At 64.3% G+C, this 18,626-nt stretch carries 20 protein-coding genes; 12 read left to right on the forward strand and 8 right to left on the reverse strand.

Annotation, left to right across the window (positions count from 1 at the left end):
- Nucleotides 1-111: 111 nt before the first annotated feature.
- Nucleotides 112-1,575: a recombinase family protein gene (locus ADK67_RS48525; RefSeq protein ID WP_082403189.1), complete on the forward strand. Its 1,464-nt coding sequence runs from the start codon at nt 112-114 to the stop codon at nt 1,573-1,575.
- A 221-nt stretch (nt 1,576-1,796) separates the two neighbouring features.
- Here ADK67_RS48525 and ADK67_RS50415 read toward each other — a convergent pair whose 3' ends face one another.
- Nucleotides 1,797-4,034: a tetratricopeptide repeat protein gene (locus ADK67_RS50415; RefSeq protein ID WP_157619880.1), complete on the reverse strand. Its 2,238-nt coding sequence runs from the start codon at nt 4,032-4,034 to the stop codon at nt 1,797-1,799.
- 673 nt (nt 4,035-4,707) lie between these two features.
- On the opposite strand from ADK67_RS50415, the gene ADK67_RS03625 reads away from it, so the two are divergent.
- The 4 genes from ADK67_RS03625 (at nt 4,708) to ADK67_RS03640 (ending at nt 7,711) form a co-directional block, all read left to right on the forward strand.
- On the forward strand, nt 4,708-4,965 hold the full coding sequence (locus ADK67_RS03625; protein WP_157619881.1) for a hypothetical protein: 258 nt from the start codon (nt 4,708-4,710) through the stop codon (nt 4,963-4,965).
- Nucleotides 4,943-5,278, forward strand: a complete 336-nt coding sequence (locus ADK67_RS03630; RefSeq protein WP_053714949.1) for a hypothetical protein — start codon at nt 4,943-4,945, stop codon at nt 5,276-5,278. Before ADK67_RS03625 ends, ADK67_RS03630 begins: the two co-directional genes overlap by 23 nt.
- 133 nt (nt 5,279-5,411) lie before the next feature.
- The gene (locus ADK67_RS03635) at nt 5,412-5,825 is read left to right on the forward strand and encodes a hypothetical protein (protein WP_053714950.1); all 414 of its coding nucleotides are present in this window, start codon (nt 5,412-5,414) and stop codon (nt 5,823-5,825) included.
- A gap of 329 nt (nt 5,826-6,154) precedes the next feature.
- Nucleotides 6,155-7,711 carry a transcriptional regulator gene (locus ADK67_RS03640; protein ID WP_231647997.1) on the forward strand — a complete coding sequence of 519 codons (1,557 nt, stop codon included), beginning with the start codon at nt 6,155-6,157 and terminating at the stop codon, nt 7,709-7,711.
- Here the strand turns inward: ADK67_RS03640 and ADK67_RS03645 are convergent.
- The 3 genes from ADK67_RS03645 to ADK67_RS03655 all read right to left on the reverse strand — a co-directional run bounded on the left by ADK67_RS03645 (nt 7,700) and on the right by ADK67_RS03655 (nt 10,140).
- The gene (locus tag ADK67_RS03645) at nt 7,700-8,050 is read right to left on the reverse strand and encodes a hypothetical protein (protein WP_053714951.1); all 351 of its coding nucleotides are present in this window, start codon (nt 8,048-8,050) and stop codon (nt 7,700-7,702) included. The genes ADK67_RS03640 and ADK67_RS03645 overlap by 12 nt on opposite strands.
- Nucleotides 8,047-9,618 (reverse strand): hypothetical protein, encoded by a 1,572-nt coding sequence (locus ADK67_RS03650; protein WP_053714952.1) that lies wholly within the window; start codon nt 9,616-9,618, stop codon nt 8,047-8,049. Before ADK67_RS03650 ends, ADK67_RS03645 begins: the two co-directional genes overlap by 4 nt.
- 138 nt (nt 9,619-9,756) lie before the next feature.
- Nucleotides 9,757-10,140 (reverse strand): helix-turn-helix domain-containing protein, encoded by a 384-nt coding sequence (locus ADK67_RS03655; protein ID WP_053714953.1) that lies wholly within the window; start codon nt 10,138-10,140, stop codon nt 9,757-9,759.
- Nucleotides 10,141-10,307: 167 nt separating this feature from the next.
- On the opposite strand from ADK67_RS03655, the gene ADK67_RS50420 reads away from it, so the two are divergent.
- The 7 genes from ADK67_RS50420 to ADK67_RS53305 all read left to right on the forward strand — a co-directional run bounded on the left by ADK67_RS50420 (nt 10,308) and on the right by ADK67_RS53305 (nt 15,806).
- Entirely contained in the window at nt 10,308-10,502 is a 195-nt protein-coding gene (locus tag ADK67_RS50420) for a helix-turn-helix domain-containing protein (RefSeq protein WP_157619883.1), read from the forward strand.
- Complete coding sequence (locus ADK67_RS03660; protein WP_053714954.1) at nt 10,499-10,828, forward strand: WhiB family transcriptional regulator; 330 nt, start codon at nt 10,499-10,501, stop codon at nt 10,826-10,828. The genes ADK67_RS50420 and ADK67_RS03660 overlap by 4 nt, the downstream gene beginning before the upstream one ends.
- Entirely contained in the window at nt 10,825-11,157 is a 333-nt protein-coding gene (locus ADK67_RS03665; RefSeq protein ID WP_053714955.1) for a hypothetical protein, read from the forward strand. Before ADK67_RS03660 ends, ADK67_RS03665 begins: the two co-directional genes overlap by 4 nt.
- Nucleotides 11,154-11,774 carry a hypothetical protein gene (locus ADK67_RS03670; RefSeq protein WP_053714956.1) on the forward strand — a complete coding sequence of 207 codons (621 nt, stop codon included), beginning with the start codon at nt 11,154-11,156 and terminating at the stop codon, nt 11,772-11,774. Before ADK67_RS03665 ends, ADK67_RS03670 begins: the two co-directional genes overlap by 4 nt.
- Nucleotides 11,771-13,861: an FtsK/SpoIIIE domain-containing protein gene (locus ADK67_RS03675; RefSeq protein WP_053714957.1), complete on the forward strand. Its 2,091-nt coding sequence runs from the start codon at nt 11,771-11,773 to the stop codon at nt 13,859-13,861. The genes ADK67_RS03670 and ADK67_RS03675 overlap by 4 nt, the downstream gene beginning before the upstream one ends.
- A 132-nt stretch (nt 13,862-13,993) precedes the next feature.
- A complete protein-coding gene (locus ADK67_RS03680) occupies nt 13,994-15,466 on the forward strand; it encodes a recombinase family protein (RefSeq protein ID WP_231647998.1) in 1,473 nt (490 codons plus the stop codon).
- Nucleotides 15,429-15,806: a hypothetical protein gene (locus ADK67_RS53305; RefSeq protein WP_231647999.1), complete on the forward strand. Its 378-nt coding sequence runs from the start codon at nt 15,429-15,431 to the stop codon at nt 15,804-15,806. The genes ADK67_RS03680 and ADK67_RS53305 overlap by 38 nt, the downstream gene beginning before the upstream one ends.
- 80 nt (nt 15,807-15,886) lie before the next feature.
- On the opposite strand, the gene ADK67_RS48530 is transcribed toward ADK67_RS53305, so the two are convergent.
- The 4 genes from ADK67_RS48530 to ADK67_RS03700 are packed head-to-tail and all read right to left on the reverse strand — an operon-like array spanning nt 15,887 to nt 18,297.
- Nucleotides 15,887-17,029 (reverse strand): phospholipase D-like domain-containing protein, encoded by a 1,143-nt coding sequence (locus tag ADK67_RS48530; protein WP_197289260.1) that lies wholly within the window; start codon nt 17,027-17,029, stop codon nt 15,887-15,889.
- 41 nt (nt 17,030-17,070) lie between these two features.
- On the reverse strand, nt 17,071-17,580 hold the full coding sequence (locus tag ADK67_RS03690; RefSeq protein ID WP_053714959.1) for a phospholipase D-like domain-containing protein: 510 nt from the start codon (nt 17,578-17,580) through the stop codon (nt 17,071-17,073).
- A complete protein-coding gene (locus tag ADK67_RS03695) occupies nt 17,577-17,870 on the reverse strand; it encodes a hypothetical protein (protein WP_157619885.1) in 294 nt (97 codons plus the stop codon). Before ADK67_RS03695 ends, ADK67_RS03690 begins: the two co-directional genes overlap by 4 nt.
- A gap of 1 nt (nt 17,871) precedes the next feature.
- Nucleotides 17,872-18,297, reverse strand: coding sequence for a hypothetical protein (locus ADK67_RS03700; protein ID WP_157619886.1), 426 nt, complete (start codon nt 18,295-18,297; stop codon nt 17,872-17,874).
- Nucleotides 18,298-18,626 lie beyond the last annotated feature (329 nt).

Consider the following 18,626-nt stretch of genomic DNA (forward strand, 5'->3'; position numbering starts at 1 on the left):
CGATGGGAACGACGCGATGACATCCACGAGGCCTTTCTCGGCCTCGCCACCTGCATCATCTGCTACCGACACGTCCAACGATTCTGTTAGGACCAGTTAGAGCGGTACGGGGTGCAGTTGTGGCTGCCGGAGGCCGAGGGGCCGGTGGACTTCGGCAACCCCGCGCACGAAGCGTTGCTGGCGTTGCACTCGCTCACGGAGGTGCTGCGTTCCCGGCATCGTGTCGTCACCGTGATGCGGATGCAGACCGTCGAGCAGGGACGCTACCTCGGAGGCAGGCCGCCCTACGGCTACGGTCTCGTGGACGCCGGGCCGCACCCGAATCGGGCGTTGGCGCGGCGCGGGGTGCGGCAGCAGCGGCTCATGCCGAACCCGGCCACCGCTCCCACCGTGAAGCTGATCTTCTCCTTGCGTCTGGCCGGGCACAGTGCTGCGGGTATCGCCCGTCACCTCAACGAGCAGTCGGTGCCCAGTCCGTCGAGCGCGGACGCGGAACGCGACCGGCATCGGGTCGATCCGGGTTGGTCGCTGCGTACGGTGGTGGAGATCCTGGGCAATCCGCGCTACACCGGTCGTCAGGTGTGGAATCGCACGAGCGCCGACCGCGCCACCCGCTCGCCGAGCGGTCGTCGGACCAGCGTGCGCAACGAGCAGTACGCCTGGGCGATCTCGACCCGCATCGCCCACGTGCCGTTGGTGTCCGAGCAGGACTTCGTCGCCGCCCAGACCATCCAGGCCACCAGGAACAGCACGAGCCGTGCCGACACCGATGGCGGCGAGTGCGTCTACTTGTTGGCGGGCAGGCTCCAGTGCGGGTTGTGCAGGCGGAAGATGGACTCACACCGCTCTCACGGTCGTGCCGCCTACCGCTGCCGTCACGGTCACACCAGCTCCCGTACCCGACCGGAGGGCGCGCCGGGCAACCTCTACTTGCGCGAGGACCACCTGCTCGGCCGCATCGCGCCACACCTCACCGCCGCGGGCATCGCCGACAACCCAGGCCCGGAGCAGACCGCACGGCTGGTCGACGAGCTCGGGCTCGTCTTCCGCTGCGACGCTACGGGGGTCGCGCTGCTCGACCGCGGCAGTACCGGGCGAGCGCGCACATCACGCAGTAGTTTGGCACCGCAGCGTGTCTATGGCAGGCCCGGAACCGAAGATGGTGGAAAGGCAGGCGAACAACTCCTGCTGGCCGTGAGCTGCGCGACGGCCTCTGAGGCGGATCAGCCCGATGCACCAGCGGGCCAGGTCGATGCACTGGCTCACAGAACTCGCCCCACGCGCCAGCCTCTCCAGCGACCGGTCCGCCTGGCAGCGCCCCAGCGTCGGCGCGAGCAGACCGGGTTCCACGTCGCCCTCGGCACCACCCGTTCGCGGAACGCATCTCGGGCCGGGGGAGCTGAGTACCCGCTGCCGGGCCAGCACTGCCGTGACCGCGGTCGACAGGTCGTGGGACGAGCTGGGCGCCGCCCACTGCTCCTGCCCCCGCACCGGCAGACACCCTACGAGCAGCGACCATCGGGTAGGGTCGAAGCAGCGTCGGGAAACACAATGCCCCACGAGACTCCCAGGTGACCTGGAGATATCTCGCGGGGCAAATTATGTGTCCGAGGAGCGACTTGTTCACTATTCACACAAGTCGCTCTTCGCGATTTCGCTTGACTTTGTCCGGGTGGCTCTGCCCTAACCATATCGTCAGGGCAGAGCCACCCGGACGAAGTTATATAGCAGAAGATAGCTGGCTGTATCTTCATTTAAGAATTTTTAAATAGTCACTGTTGTGTTCTGATGTGCGCTCACCACCACGGTTGACATACTGACCCGTCTGGCTCGAGTCCGTACTTCTTTATGCGATCTTCATTTCTTTTGTCGATGGTGCCGTAGAGAATCGCGGCGAATGGGTCACCACCTGCGCGTGCTTGCTGCCATACGTCATTAGCCTCATTGTGCAAGCCGCGTCGCTGCAATCGGGCTGCGAGTAGAGGCCCAACGAAAGGCGATCCACGTTCGAATGCTTCCTTGAGCACCTCTTCTGCTTCGTCCTCCCTCTTGTATTTGGTAAAATGTATGGCCAACCATAAGTCGGCTAGTGGCTCTTTTTCCGCTACAGCCTCACGAAGTATTTCCTCGGCTTCTTCGTGTCGCGACTGTTCATTCAAGATATCGACGAGTTTGGAGCGGATAAGTCCGGGTTGTCCTGATGTGATGGCTTGACGTAGCACTTCTTCTGCTTCATCGAGCCGGTTGTGACGACAGAGAAAATCCGCAAGAGCGGATTCGCTGTGATCGGCAGCGTCTGTCGTTTTTGTGCGAAGCAAAGTTTCAGCTTCATCATGGTTTCCCCGGCCTTCGAGGACTCTGGAAAGTGGTGCTGTCGCTGTGAGGTCGCCTTCGGCCAGAGCTTGAACTAAAAGTTTTTCGGCTTCAGCTACACGCTTGGTTCTGATGAAGAGTTCCGCTAATTGTCTTTTGGAGTAGCTATCGCCCTGCCGAACGGCTTCTTGTCTTATTTCTTCTTCTTCAGCCCATCGGCCTTTTTGTTGTAGCATGTAGGCAAGAGATGACCGTGCCTCTGCTTCATTCACGATTCCTGCACGCAATAGATCCTCGGCGACCTTCCCTCGCCCTTGATCGTTGTACATGTTCGCTAGTTCGGTACGAGCGTGCGCAGATCCTTTACCTATTGCCTTCAAGTAGAACTTCTCAGCTGTTCTTAAGAGGATTCGATCCTGGGCGCTTTTTGCAACTCTAAGTAGGTCATCCATATCTTCGGTATAGTTTAATAACTGCTCCCACAGTTGCATCGGCGGAAGAATGGAACGTCTTTGTTCGCTGCCACGTTGTGCTAAGTAGTCTGCGACAGTGTAGCCATTAGCTACACTCATCTCGTTGCCCAGTTGAAGAAGCGCGCTAGTTGCACCCTTGACGCGCTTACTTGCGAATTTTATCGCGTCGGTATACCAATTCGGTGCTGCCTGAGCGCGTTCGGTTGGTGAGAGATAGAGAGGAGTCGCGGACTTAAGAAACTGATCCGATACGGCACCTTTGACACCGAGCCGCCATATATCAATTGCGGCGGTCAGAATAGCTCTTCCGACCGCCGTTGGCGCACTCTCCCAGCGTCGTATCAGCTCAGGCGCTGCAGCTAACATCTGAGTTAAGCCGAAGTGAGAGCTCTGCAAGGCCTCCGCGATTCGATCGTCTTTTTGAGAAACTTCACGTGCGCGTTGGATCTCCTGCTTTGTAAACGAGTCTGAAACATCTATGGTGATGCTTAACCGCAGAACTTCCCGCCCTCTTCCAGGCGGGATCGAAGATTGCGATTCACGCTCTAAGTAATTATAGTACAAATCTGGCCATATGGTACCTATAATGATGGTAGGGCCGCTTGCATTCAGAATTTTCTGTACTGTGTTGGATGTGATAGCGTTCTCGCCGTCCAGGTATTGCTGAATTTCATCGAGCCAAATAATCGTCTTGCGAAGTGTTACTCCACTGTTTACGACGTCATTCAATGATTTTCCATCTTTGGGGCGGAAAACTTGCCACTGTGGCGCTACGGCCTTGGCTCCTTCGTACGCGCACCTCGTTTTTCCTGCCGAAGAGTTCCCTATCAATAGCAGAAAGCCGTTCTTCTTTGCCGTCGCACTCAGTACTTGGCGAATCTCTTCGTCGATGTCTCTGGTAACGTATTGTGGAAGATTCCAATCGCTCGCATTGGAATCAGATGTGTCAATTTTGGCTCTTACTGCAGCATGAACGCCTAGTTGGTTCGGCGGGATGCTTTGAAGGCGAGGAAGCTTATTGCTGCTTCCTAATTCCCGAAGTAGAGCTTGTTCGCCACCGATTTGGCGCTGATGCCGCATTCTCCGGTGGTCGATAGTGGCTTTTACTTCTGACTGAGCCCAACTCGCTATGTAGGCAGTTATAACACCTAATGCTGCTGATGCGGCTGGGATAACCCATGAAGGCCAATCTGTGCGGAGATTTTTTAGTGCTGCTATGCTTCCTGTGGTCACACTTACGAAAATCACGGCTATTACGAGCCAGCGTGTCAGAGTTGTTGAGCGGCCAGGCATCCGTCAAGTATGCCATCATCGATGACCCATGGGAAGAGTCTCGTTCGAGACCTGAGTGCCTATTGATTCGATTTTGATCACATCATGGCCGATGAGGCTCACAGTGTCTCGGTTTCTGATGGTCTGTCCCGTCTCGTGGGGCATAATCTCCTGCGTGTCTGAAGATGAGCCGGTTCAGCCCGAAGTGAAATGAATGGCGAAGCCTTGCGCTACCTCAATCTTTGAGATTCGCGCTTCCGTATGCATCAAGAAGTGCGAATGCGGACGGCTTCTTTCGTTTTTTCAGTACGGAGATTTGATCCACTGGGATCGTAGTGAAATGAAGGCGGCGGAATTTGTCGCATCCACTCCCTGGGGAGACGAGGCCGCAAGAGCGGAATACTGGCGTTGCGCGCTTTTGGCGAGCGATGACTTCATGCTTAAGTGGTGACCATTGCAATTCATTGAAGTCGTAGTGCCGCTTATGCCATTCCCATATAGGGTATTCACTCTTGGTCTCGTCGGCTCTGGGACGGCTTCCGCTTCCCAGTAATTAGACTATTGCCCGCTTGTATATCGCGGCCACCGTGGTTGATGACCCCGTAGGTCCATGTAGGTCAGCTACAGGCCCTTCTTCTTGGCGGGACCGTTGGCCAAGCTCCTCGTCAGCGGATCGTCTGAGGTGGTGATGGTTGTGGTGTGGAGTGATTTGGCGAGTGATCTCGGCGGCGTCGTGCTGTTCTTGGTGTGGCTCGTGATCCCTCTGCTCTACCTCGTCGCCGTCGGTAGGCGATACGTGCGGCAGTGCCAGGAGAACGCACAGGCGGCGGTTTGGGCGCGGGATGAGGTGTGCCTGATCCGTGAGGAGCAGAGGGAAGGCAGTCATGACGGTGACGCTGGTGAGTGACGGCGAACAGGGAGAGGGTGGGGAGAAGCCCGTCTCGCTGTTTGATGACCCGAAGGTCGTCGGTGAGGTTCAAGAGTTCGTGGACGACCAGGCTCCGCGGGTGTTCGCGGTGGTGCAGGAGACGTTCGGGCCGCCGGAGGATCTGAACATCGTGGCGTGGGGGATGACCACCAAGACCGGTGTCGAGGTGATCAGCGTGCACGGTGGGATGCGCATGGGTCTCCAGTCGGCGGAGAACGCGCTGATCTTCTACCGGGCCGGTGGGGGTGCGAACCCTCGCATCTTCTGGGTCGGGGGCAACGGTGGCGAGTAACGGGCTGGAGACCGCGCTGGAGTGCGTCGGGCGCGGGTGGCCGGTAGTACCGGGTGCGCTGTGGGTCGGTGACTCCTATGTCGATCCGGTGACGAACGCTGAGTGCGATGCGCTGGCCTTGTCGTCGCCTGCGATGGCGACGCTGGACCCGGAGGAGGTCCGGCGGTTGTGGCCGGTGTCGGACGGCGGGGTCACGCGGTCGGCGTTGGCTGTGCTGGGCAAGCTGATGGCCGCGGTGGTGGTCGAGCCTGAGCTGGCGCGGCGGGTGGTCGAGTCGGAGGCGTTCCGGGCGTCGCCGACGCCGGTGGTGATGCTTCCGGTTCCGACGTTCGGCCTGATGATCGAGTCGGCGGTGTTCGTGGTGTCGTCGGCGGAGGGGGTGGAGGAGAGGTTGGTCTTTCCTCGGGGCTCGATGCTGCCGCTGCCGCCCGCCGTGGTGGAAGGGCACAAGGCGGAGTGGCTGGTGTCGCCGGCCGAGTGCGACGGGCCGATGAGCGGTCGGGAGTTGGCGGACCTGTTGGCGCTGGAGACCTCCAACCGTCGTTGACCGCGCTCTGACGGTTGGGCATGGGGTGCCGGACGCCTCCCCCGGCACCTGTGGGACGGGACGGCCGTGTGCGAACCATCCATTCGGATGGCGTCGCGCACGGCCGTTTCGTGCGTTTGGGACGGGTTGGATTGTCCCGTCCCGGTCGTCATTTTGGCGTGTTTGCGCTGGTCATCAGCGGTGCGCGAGGTGTCCCGTTGGTCGGGACGGGCTGGCGTGACGGGACGGGGTTCCGGGACGGGTAGCAGCTACGTCGTGACACACTGAAATCAACGGCTTGTCAGCGCGGAATCAGCCGGTGAGAGGTGGTCATGCGGACGGCGCGGACGGTGCTTGAGCAGAAGATCTGGGACCGACAGCAGACGCTGGAGGAGTTCGCCGAGTACGTCGAGGTCTTCGCGCGGGAGGCCGGCGAACCCGGCACGATCAGCTTGCGTCACCTCCACAGGCTGGCTGCGGGGCGGAGGTCGTCCGGTCAGCCGCTCGGTCCGGTCCGGCCGGTGACTGCTCGGCTGTTGGAGAAGATCTTCCGGACCAGCATCCACGAGCTGTTGGCGGAACCTTCGGCTGCTGGGTCCGCGGGGAACGACGTCGGCAAGTTGGACGTGCGTGCGAACGCCGACTTGGCTGACATGGCGGATTGGTTGGACGAGCGGGCTGGGTGGGCACCAGGGGAGAGCCGGGCGAAGGTGCACGCCAAGCTCGCCACGTTCGAGGCCGGTGCGCTGGTCGACCGGCGGTATCGGCGCGCGAGGGTGAGTCGGGAGCAGATCGTTCGTGCGCTCCGCGCGTACTACCGACGTGGAGTCGCGGGACACGGCATGTACCGCGTGCGTTGTGGTGGCGAAGACGTCAAGACCAGCATCCTCGCTCGTCCCGAGTGGCTTGATCAGCCCGCTTCGTTGACGGCGGAGAACGACCGCCTGGTGCTCGCGGGCCGCCGTGATGGCCCGCGCGCTGCCCTGAGTGAAGCGGCGGCGGAAGCGGCTGTGGCACGGCTCGCGGAATGGGCCGCGTTGGACGTGCGGGTCATGAACCTGCCGCTCTACCGGCTGCTGCGCGTAGACGTCGGTTCGGCCATCGAGGGCACGGTGGGGCTGGTGGACTTCGCCGAGTACGCGTTGACGGCGGACCTGCTCGAAGGGGAGCTGGTCGAGGCGGTGGTCTCTGGCGCGAGAACCGGTGCGCTGCCGCTTCGGGACGAGTTCTTGCCGAATCTCGATGCAGTGCTCGATCTGCCGGGACGCGTGTGCGCAGGCGGTGTGCTGGCGCTATGTGCGATCGCTCGTCCGCGTGATCCGTACCGTGGGGCGCCGGACTACGCGCTGCTGGTACAGGAACGGTCAGGGCATGTGCTCAACACGTCCGGGCGGCTTGCCGTTGTGCCGAAGGGGTTCCATCAGCCGTTGACCGATGTGCGTGCGGACGCGAGGGTCAGTGCCACGCTGCTCCGTGAGCTGGAGGAGGAGCTGTTCGGCCGCGACGAGGTGGACACCACGGTAGGGGAGGGTCGCGCGGCCTCGCCGATGCACCCTGGCCGGTGGTCTGCGCCGATGAGGTGGCTGCGTGATGATCCGAGCAGGATGCGGATGGAGTGCACCGGGTTCGGGTTCAACCTGGTGAGCGGGAATTACGAGTTCGCCAGTCTTGTGGTTATTGAGGACGAGGAGTTCTGGACGCGCTTCGGCGGGGCGGTTGAGGCCAACTGGGAAGCGTCTGGGTTGCGGTTGTATTCGAGCCTTGATGACGAATTGATCGCCGATTTGGTGACGTACGAGTCCTGGAGCAACGAAGGGCTGTTCGCGTTGCTCCAAGGACTTCGGCGGCTTGCGGAGATCGGTGGCCTGCGGGTGAAGCTGCCGGCGATCGAGTTGTCAGGTCTGTGACGGCCACCGGACCGTGAGGACGGTCGAGTCTTCGAGCGCTTCCCAGGAGTGGTCGACGCCAGCGCCCCACATCACGTAGTCGCCGGGTCGGGTCATGGTGGTGTTGCCCTCGGTCGTGTCGACCCGAAAGTTGCCCTGTACCAACAGGACCAGGGTCGTTCGCTGGTCGTCGGAGGTCCACTCGACACGCTTGTCACCTGCGGGGTGGTTGAACCACTTGACCTCAACGTCCTTCTGGGACCGAACGCCCTCGGACGGGTCGATGAAGTGGCCTACCAGCCAGCCGCGGGTCACCGCGCCGTCTTCGTTGGCGTTTCCGGCTTGCCAGTTGGCGGTCACTCTGTCTCCCATTCGATCGTTGGCAGGTTCACGCGGCTTCCGCCGATTTGTCGCAGGCGGCGGAGACCTTGGAGGAGCGCGAACAGTCCTTCGTTGCTCCACGCTACATCGTTGGCCAGTTCTTCAAGGCCCTCGGTGTCCAGGCTGGAGAACTGCCGGAGGTTCGATGCTTCCCAGTTCGCTCGGACTTGTCCGCCGAACTCCGTCCAAAACTGTTCGTCTTCGATCACGATCAGGCTGGCGAACTCGAAGTTGCCGCTGACAAGGTTCAGGCCGAAGCCGGTGCACTCCATCCGGAGACGGCCAGGCTCGGCGAGCAGCCAGCGCATCGGCTCGGAGAGGCGAGTCGGGTGCATCGGGTCCGCGTGGCGCTGGTCGCCGACCGTGTTGTCGATGTCGTCGCGGCCGAACAGCTCTTCTTCCATCTCGCGGCGGAGCGTCGCGCCGATCTGGGCGTCGGCTCGGTAGTCGGTCAGCGGCTGGTGGAAACCCTTCGGGATCACGGCCAAGCGGCGTGCGGCGTTGATGACGTGACCAGAGCGTTCCTGGACCAGCAGGAGGTAGTCCGCTTCGCCGCGGAACGGGTCGGCTGGTCGTGCGATGGCGGTCAAGGCCAGAGCGCCACCTGCGCACATGCGGCCGGAGACGTCGAGGACTGAGGATAGGTCGGGTAGGTAGGCGTCGCGGAGGGGTAGGGCACCGGGGCTGATCGGTTGGCGGGTGGTGAGCGCGCCGACCAACTCACCTTCGAGCAGGTCCATCGTCACGACGTACCCCACGAAGTTCGTCACGCCGACGCTGCCGCCGAGCTGGTGCCTCTGCACGCCCACGTCGAGCAGTCGATACAGCGGCATGTTGACCATGCGATTGCCGAGCGCAAGGGCTTCGGCCAGCCGCTGGGCCGCGCGTCCGGCGCTCTCCTCGTTCATCGGCTGATGATCGTCCGGGGTTACGGTCGACAGCTTGAGTCGGTCGTGGGCCGGGATGAGCGGGCAGTCGAGGTCGAGCCAGTCCGGGTGCGTCAACACGGTCGTGGCCGCGCGGGTGGTGGTGCCGAAGCGGGCGGCGTAGCGGCCGTGGCCGGTGGTGGCCGTGCCGTAGTAGTCGGCGAGCGCGCGTGCGGTGTCGCGTTGGTTCACCCGACCTCGGCGGACGCCTCGGTCCTGTAGTGCGCGGACGTCGAGGCGGACGAGGCGGGCAGCGACGTCGCGCCGGGCGGTTCCCGGCTCCCAGCCCGCGTGCTGGTCGAGCCAGTCCAGCGCGGCGACGATGTTCGGGTCGGAGCTGAGCCGTAGTTCGGCGTCGGCTGCCGCGCCGTCCGGGAGGTCGAGCTTCGGTTCGGCGATCAGGGCGGCGAACCTGGCTTTGACGGCTGCGTCGGCCTGGTCGTGGGCCGTGTCGAGGAGCTGTTGCATTTCGGACTTCGGCCTGAGGTCGGGTTTCTGGTGCCAGCCGGCGACCGTGCGGACGGCGATTCCCAGGTGCTCGGCGAACGCTTCGTTGGTGAGGCGCATGGCTGTCTGAAGGGCGCTGGCGGTTCGGCCGGTCCAACCCTCGTGCTGGCTCATCTTCTCGCTATCCCCCCGGGAGCGATGTGCACTGGTGGTGCACTGGATGTGCATCGGTGATGCATGGGGCCGAAGGCGCTTCCGCAGTGGAATTGAGCCATGGAAAACAGCTCGCTCCACCAGCGGAAATGCATCGCGCTAACGGCGGTCGCGGACGTGTTCGATCACGGTCGAGAGGTCCGACTTGAGGTCGTCGAGGCGGTCGGCGATGTCGTTGAGCCGCTGCTCGAAACCGTCCAAACGGGACCAGAGGCTGTCGGTCGGGTTGGTGATCGGCTCGTCGGCTTCGGGTGGCCTTCGACCGTGCAGCACCGAGTCGAGGTGCTGGGGGTGCCAGCCGAGCGTGGTCGACAGGGACTCAAGGGTCCGCGGGCTGCGGCGGCGCTCGACCGTGTGGTGCTGGATCTCGCGCACGATCGCCTGCGAGACGTGCGAGCGTTCCGCAAGCTCCCGTTGACGCCAACCCAGCTCGTTCACGCGCTGGTTGATGGCCTTGGCGACTGCCGCCCAATCCTCCGACACGTATTCCTCCGCGCTCCGCCTCAGCGCTGAGATTAGCCGTCTTCCGCTGTTCCGTGACGTGACACGGCGCATTTCGCGCCGGGTGCGATCAAACGCGTCTGCTGATGCGCTGAAATCAGCAATATAGAGCTGAAATCGTCAGCTCGATTAGTCGAAGGGCTTTTCTGATGCGTACTTCTCTGCCTTCTTCCGGTTACACCGTTCGGCAGGCCGCTTGGCTGCTCGGCGTCCAGGCCGCGACCGTGCACCGGGCCGTTCGGCTCGGGCGGCTGCCGCTCGTGCGGCGGCGTGGCCGGTTCGTCATCCCGGCGAACGTGCTCGTGCGGCTGCTCGGCGAGCCCCGTTCGGGAGGCACGCCGTGAACCTGATCTCGATCGCGTGGGAGCTGGACCGGCTCCGGTGGGTGCCGAGTGAGGTGTTGGCCGAGGTCGTCGGGCGTGACGGCCTGTGCATGTGGGCGTTCACGGACTCGCCACCGTGGGCCGATGAGGAGTTGACCGATCGGGAGCTGGCCGCGCGGGTGTGCGCTGGCTGCCCGGTGCGGGACGAGTGCTTGGAACTGGAGTTGCGCACCTCCGGTGAGGACACCGTGGGGGTGTGGGGTGCGCTGGCTGCCGAGGACCGGCGGGAGCTGTACGCGCACTGGCTGCGACGCGGTGAACGGGTCGAGAGGGGGCCGCGTTCATGAACGCCCTCAGTCTCACGCCAACTCAGATGCTGGCCGGTGTCGGCGTGGTCTTCGTGCTGCTGCTCGTGTGGCGAGCTGGTGCACGTCGTGCGAAGGCTGCGGCCAATGCGGCACGGAGTGGTGCTCGGTTGGTGTCGCTCGCCGGTCGAGTGGCGGTCAACGCGGTGTTGATCGTGCTTGTTCAGTGGGTGGTGATCACCCATCGCGGTGATGGGTGGCTGCTCCTGGCGGTGCTCGTCGTGCCGGCACTGTTCGCCTCCTACACGTTGACTCGGGCGCTGACCGTAACGACGTACGAGCCATCTCGGCGTCGGGGTGAGCGGCGATGAGTGAGTCGGTCGAGCGGGTGGCTCGGCAGGTGGACCGACTGTGCTGGACGGGGATCTTGCTCGGGCTGGCGTTCACGATGACCAACGTCCAGCAGTTCGCGGCAGCTGGTGCGCCGGTGTGGTCGCTCGCCTGGTCTGCGGCGTGGCTGCTCGATCCGATGGTGTCGCTAGTGCTGCTGGCGATCCTTCGGGCCGAGCAGGTCACCGCTCGGTACGGCGTCCGGATGGGCGGATGGGTGCGAGCGGCGAAGTGGTTCACGCTCGCAGCCACGTACGTCATGAACACCTGGAGTGCGTTCGTGGCCGGCTCGGCGGCGCTCGTGGTGCTGCACTCGGTGCCGCCGTTGGTCGTGTTCGTGGCGGCGGAGGCGGTTACGGAGTTGCGGGACAAGCTCGGCGCGGCCGCGAACGCCGCGCCGAGCGCTCCGCCGGCACCGGCGCCCTCGGCTCCGCGGACGTCGTTCGCGGACTACCTCGCGGTGGCACGGGCGGCGCGGGCGGCGCGGACGCCGGACGTGAAGGTGACGCCGGCGTGGGTGCGGGAGGTCACTGGGTGCTCGCGTGGGCTGTCGTCACGGCTCGCGGCGGCGCTCATGGAGGACGGGGGTCGTTCATGAACGGCGACCTGGTGCCCGCTGAGCCGGTACTCGATGGTGAGTTGGTCGGTGAGCCGAAGACGTTGGTTCGGCGGTTGGGGAGCGGCTGGCGTCGGGTGGGCGTATCACCGCAATTCAAATCATCACGATTGCTTCAGTGTTGGTTGAAAGTCGCCGTCAGTTGGCTCGTGCGTCTCCCAGGCCGGTTCGTCGGCGGAATCGGCAGGGGAGCAGTGGTAGCGGCTCGGGCGTGGCGGCGGTGGGTTCGGGTGCGGGACTACCGGGAGGCTGCGGAGCAGTCCGAGAAGTTGGCGGACAAGTTCGTGGAGATTCGCGCCTTGACGCTGTTCCGGTGGAAGGTGACCGGTGCCGTGGTCGGGGTTGTCGGGGCGGCGTTGCTCGTGCTGTACGTGCTTTACGGCGCGGTTGCCTTGTGGGGCTCGACTGGGTTGGCGTCGGTGGTGCTGGCGATCGTGGGTCGGCGGAAGGACGGATCGCCAGGGCGCAAGGCGGTGTTGGGCGGACCACGCACGCTGGCTTGGACGATGGACTCGCAGCTCCTGGTCGACGCGTTCCGGGACGCGAAGCTGATCGGCAAGGACGAGACCTTGCGGTTGGTCGAGCGCGCGGCACGAGTAGGGGAAGGCTGGGCGGTCACGGTCGATCTTCCGGCCACGCGGAAGGCTGCCGACGTCATCAAGCACCGGGACGCGCTGGCGTCGGCGCTGGCGGTGGACGAGGTACAGCTCATCGTGGAGCGGGTCCGTGGGCGCGGTGGGCACGCGGGGCGGGTGGCTCTGTGGGTCGCTGACGAAGACCCGTACGCGGGTCCGCCGTTGCGGACGCCGTTGCTCGATGTGGAGCGGTGGGACGCGTGGCGGCCGGTGCCGTTCGGGCGGGATGCACGGAACCGGCGCGTTGACCTTCCATTGGTGTGGACGTCGTTGCTCGTTGGTGCGATTCCTAGGCAGGGCAAGACGTTCGCCACTCGGTTGGCTGCGGCAGGGCTGGTGCTGGATGCGTACGCGCGGCTGTACGTGTTCGACGGGAAGGGCGGCAAGGACTGGGAGGCTGCCGAGCAGATCGTCTACCGGTACGTGTGCGGGGACGAGCTTGAGCACGCGTACGCCGTGCGGGATCACCTGGTGGAGTTGGTGGCGGAGGTGCAAGCCCGGTATGCGCGAATGGCCACTTTGGACGATGAAGTGTGTCCGGAGTCAAAGATCACGCCGGCTATCTCACGGGACGCGGACCTCGGGATGCCCATCACCGGAGTGGTGATCGACGAGGTTCAGGTGTTCCTGGAGAACCCGACGCGTGAGCAGGTGGGCGGCAAGAAGACCACGCTCGGCGCGTACATCGCCGACCTGTTGACCTACCTCGTGCGGAAGGGGCCGGCGGCCGGTGTGGTGGTCATCCTGGCCACCCAGCGGCCGGACTCGAACACCATCCCGTCTCGCCTGCGGGCGGTGCTCGGCTCACGGTTCGCGTTGCGGGTGATGGACTGGCGTGACTCGAACATCGTGCTCGGCGAGCAGATGAACACGCGCGGGTATGACGCTTCGACCCTGCTGCCGAGTCACAAGGGCGTTGGGATCTTGCGGCCGGACGGTGAGACGGACGCTGGGGCGGACATGGTCGCTATGACCGTGCGGACGTACTACATGCCCAACGCCGAGTGGCGGGTGATCTGTGCGCGTGGTCGAGCACTGAGGGAAGCCGCGGGCACGCTCGGCGGTCACGCGGTGGGCGACGATGCTCCGCGGCCGATCGACTCGACGTCGGTGGTCAAGGCGATCGTGAGCGGGACGGCTGACGGCTGGGTCGTGGATCTTCCGGAGCCGTTGGCTTCGGTCGTGGACTACCTCGGCGAGGAGCTGGACGAGCGCGAGTTCGTGCCCACGTCGGAGTTGGTCGAGGCGCTGGAGGTCGAGGCGGTCACGTTCGCTCGTGAGTTGAGCGAGCTGGGGTGCAAGCCGCTACGGCAGTACGTGCCGGACGGGGAGACCACACGGCGTGTTCGTGGCTACCTGACGGCGGACCTCCGGGCGGCTGTCGAGCGGGTTGCGGTTGATGAAATCGGCTCGCAGGGTGGTGGTCAGGCATGACCGATGACGGTCGTGTCACCGTCCGCCTGCCGGATGAACTACCTGTGCTGACCCCTGCTATCAGCCGCATACTGCTTGCCATACTGGTCGAACTGACCAAGGTGGAGGTCCTGGACGGACCTCCGGGAGGGGGTGACGATCACTGTTGAAATCAGCCGAGACCCATGGGCGACGCTGGACGAGCTGCTGGGTGTCGAGGTGGTCGAAGCGATCGAGGACGGTATCGGGCCGGTAGCGGTCTACGGGCGGTGCTCGACCGAGGACAACCAAGATCCCGAGACGTCGCGCGGCTGGCAGTTCGGCAACGCGCGGAAGTTCGTGGAACCGCTCGGAGGTGTCATCGCTGAGGAGTTCTTCGACGTGGGGCAGTCGCGGTCCGTGCCGTGGGAGCGTCGAGAAGAGGGCGCTCGGCTGCTGGCGGCGTTGAAGAACCCGCATCGCGGGTGGAACGCCGTGGTGGTCGGTGAAGGCACGCGGTGTTGGTTCGGCAATCAGTTCTCGCTCATCGCGCCGAAGTTCGCCGCGTACGGCGTCGAACTGTGGGTGCCGGAGCTGGGCGGGAAGTTCGACGCCCGGAACCCTTCGCACAAGATGTTGATGAGCGTGCTGGGCGGCATGAGCGAGTCCGAGCGCCAGCACGTGCAGGCACGAGTCCGGGCGGCGATGGACGCTCAGGTCGTGAACGAAGGGCGGCACCAGGGCGGACGTGCACCGTACGGCTATGTCGTGGTGGACGGCGGCCCGCATCCGAACCCGCGAAAAGCGAGTGAGGGCTACCGGTTGCGGGTGCTGGCGATTGACGAGCCGTCTGCCGAGGTGGTGCGGCGGATCTTCGCCGAGTACGTGAGTGGTCGAGGTGACCGGGCGATCGCAACGGGCCTCAACAGGGACGGGATTCCTTGCCCGTCCGCTCGACGGCCGGACCAGAACCGGCACCGGTTGGCGGACGGCTGGCAGGGCAGCACGGTGCGGGCGATCCTGGACAACCCGAGGTACACGGGATTCGCGTTCTTCGGGCGGTGGGCGCGGCAAGAGATGCTGCTCGATCCCGACGACGTGGCGGCCGGCTACGTGATCCGGTTCCGGCGGGCGAGCGCCGATCGGATCGTGCGGTCCCGCAAGCCTGCGCATCCGGCGATCGTGAGCGTCGAGGAGTTCACGCAGGCGCACCTACTGCGCAAGTCGAAGTCCGCCGGTGGGCTGAAGACGGCGCGCAAGACTGAGCGCGCCGAGCGGCCCACGAAACGGCCGTACCTGTTTCGGGGCATCGTCAGGTGCAACCGCCTGCGGTCGGAAGATGGAAGCCAGTCCACGGGCGCGCGGCGTGTACTACCGGTGTCCGGCTCGGACGCTCGCGCCCGGATCACCTGCGCTCGCCACACATCCGCCCACGGTCTACCTCCGCGAAGACGTTCTCCAGGAAGCGGTGAACGGGTGGCTCGGGCGGTTGTTCGCACCGGAGAACCGGGACCGGACCGTTGCCGCCCTGGTGGAGTCGCAGGGAACGAACGGCGCGGCGAACGGCAGGGAGGCGGTGAAAGCGCGACTCGCCAAAGCGGAAGCTCAGTTGAGCCGGTTCCAAGAGGCCATCAAAGCCGGAATTGACCCGCTGGCACTGGTCGAGCCGATGAACGAGGCGCAAGCGGTTCGAGCTGCCGCGCGGGCGGAACTGGAAGGAACGCCGGCACCTGACGCGCTGAGCGCGGCCGAAGTCCACGCGATGATCGACTCACTGGGTAACGTCGGAGCGGCCCTGGCCGATGCTGACATAGAGAGCGTGGCGAGCCTCTACAGGGCCGTTGACCTGCAAGTTCGCTACACGCACACGGCCCACGAGGCTGATGTGATCATCAAACCCGTGGGCCGTGTGAATAGTGTGCGTGTCCGAGAGGGTTTGTTGACCCCCAAGTCGTTGTTCCTAGACCGCCGGGTGGCCCAGGAATGAGATTCCCCTGGGCCACCCGGCGGTCTAACTAGCGTCGTCGTGTCCGGGTGGGCGTTCGACCGATCTGGGCATTCCGACGGTCACGCCTGCGCCGATGCCCACAATGCGTCAAAACGGCTCACCTGCGCCACAGCGACGTTCATCCCGTCGACGAGAACGCTTACATCGTCAAACTCAGCGAATGACCCTGCGGACCAATTGTGGCTACCGACCACCGTCCAGCGGCCGTCGAAAACGGCGAATTTTGAGTGGAGTAACCGGTCCTCGCGGTCGAACCTGACCATGACGCCGAGACTCTCGAGGAGTTCGACCGCTGGCCGATTGACGACAGTGGATCGGTAGGGGTCGGTCCTGCGGTCTCGGTCGACGAGGACCCTTGCGGCGACCCCTCGCTGCACGGCCTCGCCTAGTGCGACGAGAAGTGCGCGGGTCGGGTGGTCCGGACCGCCAAGCGCGATGTGGAACATGCATACATCCACTGATCGGGTGGCGTTGCGGACGAGGTCCAGCAGCGCGGCGTGGTACCCGTTCTCAAGAAGCTCTAACCCATCGGCCTTGTGCACTGCTGGGGCATTCCGGCCTGTCGTCGCTGGATGTGGTCGGCTGCCGACACTCGCTGGATGAGGCTGGGCCGAACAGACCGAGCAGAGCAAGTCGAGCGCGCCGAGGACGGGGTCGGCCGGTCCATCTGCGTGGCGCGACATGGCGACGACCGCCGCGAACGCCGAACCAGGTTCGGCCGGGGTCACAGGGGGCGGCGCACCCGGCCCGTAGCTCAGAGTCGTTCCGAGTCGCTCGACGATCGTCGGACCAACGCCGTCGACTCGATCAACCAGATCGGCGGGACCGGCGAATCGACCACGCGTCCTCCGTTCCTTGATGAGTGCACGGGCCAGTGCCGGGCCGATGGCCGGTAGCGCGGCGAGTGCCTCAGCGGCGGTGGCGTTGACATCGACGACGGGCGTCGCCTGTGCACAGAGCCTGCCTTCTTTGTCTGGTAGAAGCACGACACCGGGCACGGCAGGGCCGGACGGCGTTGTGCGCAGCACGTGCCGGCATGCCTCGTCGACGAGCACTTCGACGAGTGCCTTCAGGTCGGGTTGCTCCTCGGCTACCGGCATCCCGCCGACGGCATGTAGGAGTGCCGACAGCGCCGCCGGAACTTGCGGCGATCTCACCGCTTGCGGGACGTCGACCCCCGCGTTGCGGTAGAACCAATCCACGACCTCGTCGGTAACTAGCTCCTCCCACTCCCACCGCCACATCACGGCGCACCCCCGGCGGTTGCCCACTGGCGCTCGAAGCGGGCCGCTAGCACACCAGCGATAGACGCCGAGTGCACAGCGATGCTGTCCTGAATCTGGTCGGTGAAGGCACCTGCCGACCAATTGTGGGATCCAAGGACGAACACGTCGTCCGCGACGACGAATTTCGCATGACTGCTCCGAACCGGTAAGCCAGTGAGCCACCTACACTGCACCCCACTGTCCCGAAGGACGGCGCGGCCAGCGGCGGACGCCACGGCGATGTCAAACGTGCTCCGGGAACCCCCCGCAATGATGCGCACGTCGACCCCAAGCCACGTCGCGTCCTTGAGTGCGTTGAGCAGGTCGAGGAACGGATTCACCGCACCCTGCGGGTCGATGATGAAGATGCTCGCGAAAACCCGGCGCCTCGCCTTTCGGACTAGCCGGACAACCTCCGGGGCGTAGTCGGCGTCGGCGAGTAGCCAGCACGGCGCGCCGTCAGCGACTACACGCGCTGGGCCGGTCACGGCGCTGCCCAGAGGGCGGCTATCGCCGCGTCATGCGCATCGGTAAGGAACATTTCCAAGAGGTCGACGCCTGTCCTCTGCGAGAGCTCGTTTGCTGTCGCGAGGTGCAAGGCGGCCCGCCATTGCGCAAGATGGCCCGGCGGCTCCGATGCCAGCGGGCGGAGAAGACTCTCGTAGAGCGCCAGCCGGCCGTCGAGGGCTGCCCGCCGCACCCGAAGCCGGTCCCGGGCCATTTGACGTCGAACGGCCCGCTCCCACGCCGCCTGGGTCGCAGCATCGAGCTCTTCCATGTCAGCCCTCACTTATGAACGGATAGTCGGGCATCGAGGATGGGCTCCCCGACTCGGTGGATTCCTTACATCCCTCGGCAAGGTCCTCGGCGACGCCCAAACCAACGCTTGCTGCTGTCCATTCCTCCTCGGCGTCCCTTAAATTCCAGTCAAGCTGGTGCATGGCGGCATGAAGGCCCTCGTGAACGGCGATGTTCACAGCGTCCTCGGCATCACCGTAAAAGATATCGGGGTTGAGATGGATCGTGTTGTCCTGGCTCGTGTAGACAGCTGGGGAATCCTCGTACCCCGTCGGCATCTGGTCACTCCACTGTGGGGTGTCGAACCCCCAACTCTCGAGGAGATCATTGACGAAGTCGCGGATATCGCCGAACTGTGCAGAGTTCGGACCCTCGTCCCATCCATCAAGGAGGTCGCAGATCCCCATCGAGCTCACCCCTGGTGGCGCGGACCACCCGACGCCGTAGCACCATCATTCGCGGGTGCCAGCCATCTGGCCAGTCCCCCAATCGGAGGACGGTGTGTGGGTCACGCTGTGTGCAGCATACCCGCTGATGTGTGGCGACTCCGGGTCTGTTCCTATAGCCAACACTCCGGTTCACCGATACCCGAAGTAGGTCCGGACGACTCGCAGCCGCATAGGTCAGGCATGGCCTAAGCTAGTAGTGTGTCGCTGCTTAGTTCTGGCATATTTGGGTGGAAGAGTGGCGTCTGGCAGGTCCGTGCATCTGCCAGACGAGGATGGTTGTGGTGCCT

Source organism: Saccharothrix sp. NRRL B-16348, from assembly GCF_001280085.1.
GTDB lineage: Bacteria > Actinomycetota > Actinomycetes > Mycobacteriales > Pseudonocardiaceae > Actinosynnema.

What these genes read in the sequence shown, in the direction of transcription:
- ADK67_RS03665 (WP_053714955.1), top strand. Translation starts at nt 10,825, where the DNA reads ATGAACGCCCTCAGTCTCACGCCAACTCAGATGCTGGCCGGTGTCGGC.
- ADK67_RS03670 (WP_053714956.1), top strand. Translation starts at nt 11,154, where the DNA reads ATGAGTGAGTCGGTCGAGCGGGTGGCTCGGCAGGTGGACCGACTGTGC.
- ADK67_RS50420 (WP_157619883.1), top strand. Translation starts at nt 10,308, where the DNA reads ATGCGTACTTCTCTGCCTTCTTCCGGTTACACCGTTCGGCAGGCCGCT.
- ADK67_RS03675 (WP_053714957.1), top strand. Translation starts at nt 11,771, where the DNA reads ATGAACGGCGACCTGGTGCCCGCTGAGCCGGTACTCGATGGTGAGTTG.
- ADK67_RS03700 (WP_157619886.1), bottom strand. Translation starts at nt 18,297, where the DNA reads ATGGGGATCTGCGACCTCCTTGATGGATGGGACGAGGGTCCGAACTCT.
- ADK67_RS03650 (WP_053714952.1), bottom strand. Translation starts at nt 9,618, where the DNA reads ATGAGCCAGCACGAGGGTTGGACCGGCCGAACCGCCAGCGCCCTTCAG.
- ADK67_RS03630 (WP_053714949.1), top strand. Translation starts at nt 4,943, where the DNA reads ATGACGGTGACGCTGGTGAGTGACGGCGAACAGGGAGAGGGTGGGGAG.
- ADK67_RS03695 (WP_157619885.1), bottom strand. Translation starts at nt 17,870, where the DNA reads ATGGAAGAGCTCGATGCTGCGACCCAGGCGGCGTGGGAGCGGGCCGTT.
- ADK67_RS03635 (WP_053714950.1), top strand. Translation starts at nt 5,412, where the DNA reads ATGGCGACGCTGGACCCGGAGGAGGTCCGGCGGTTGTGGCCGGTGTCG.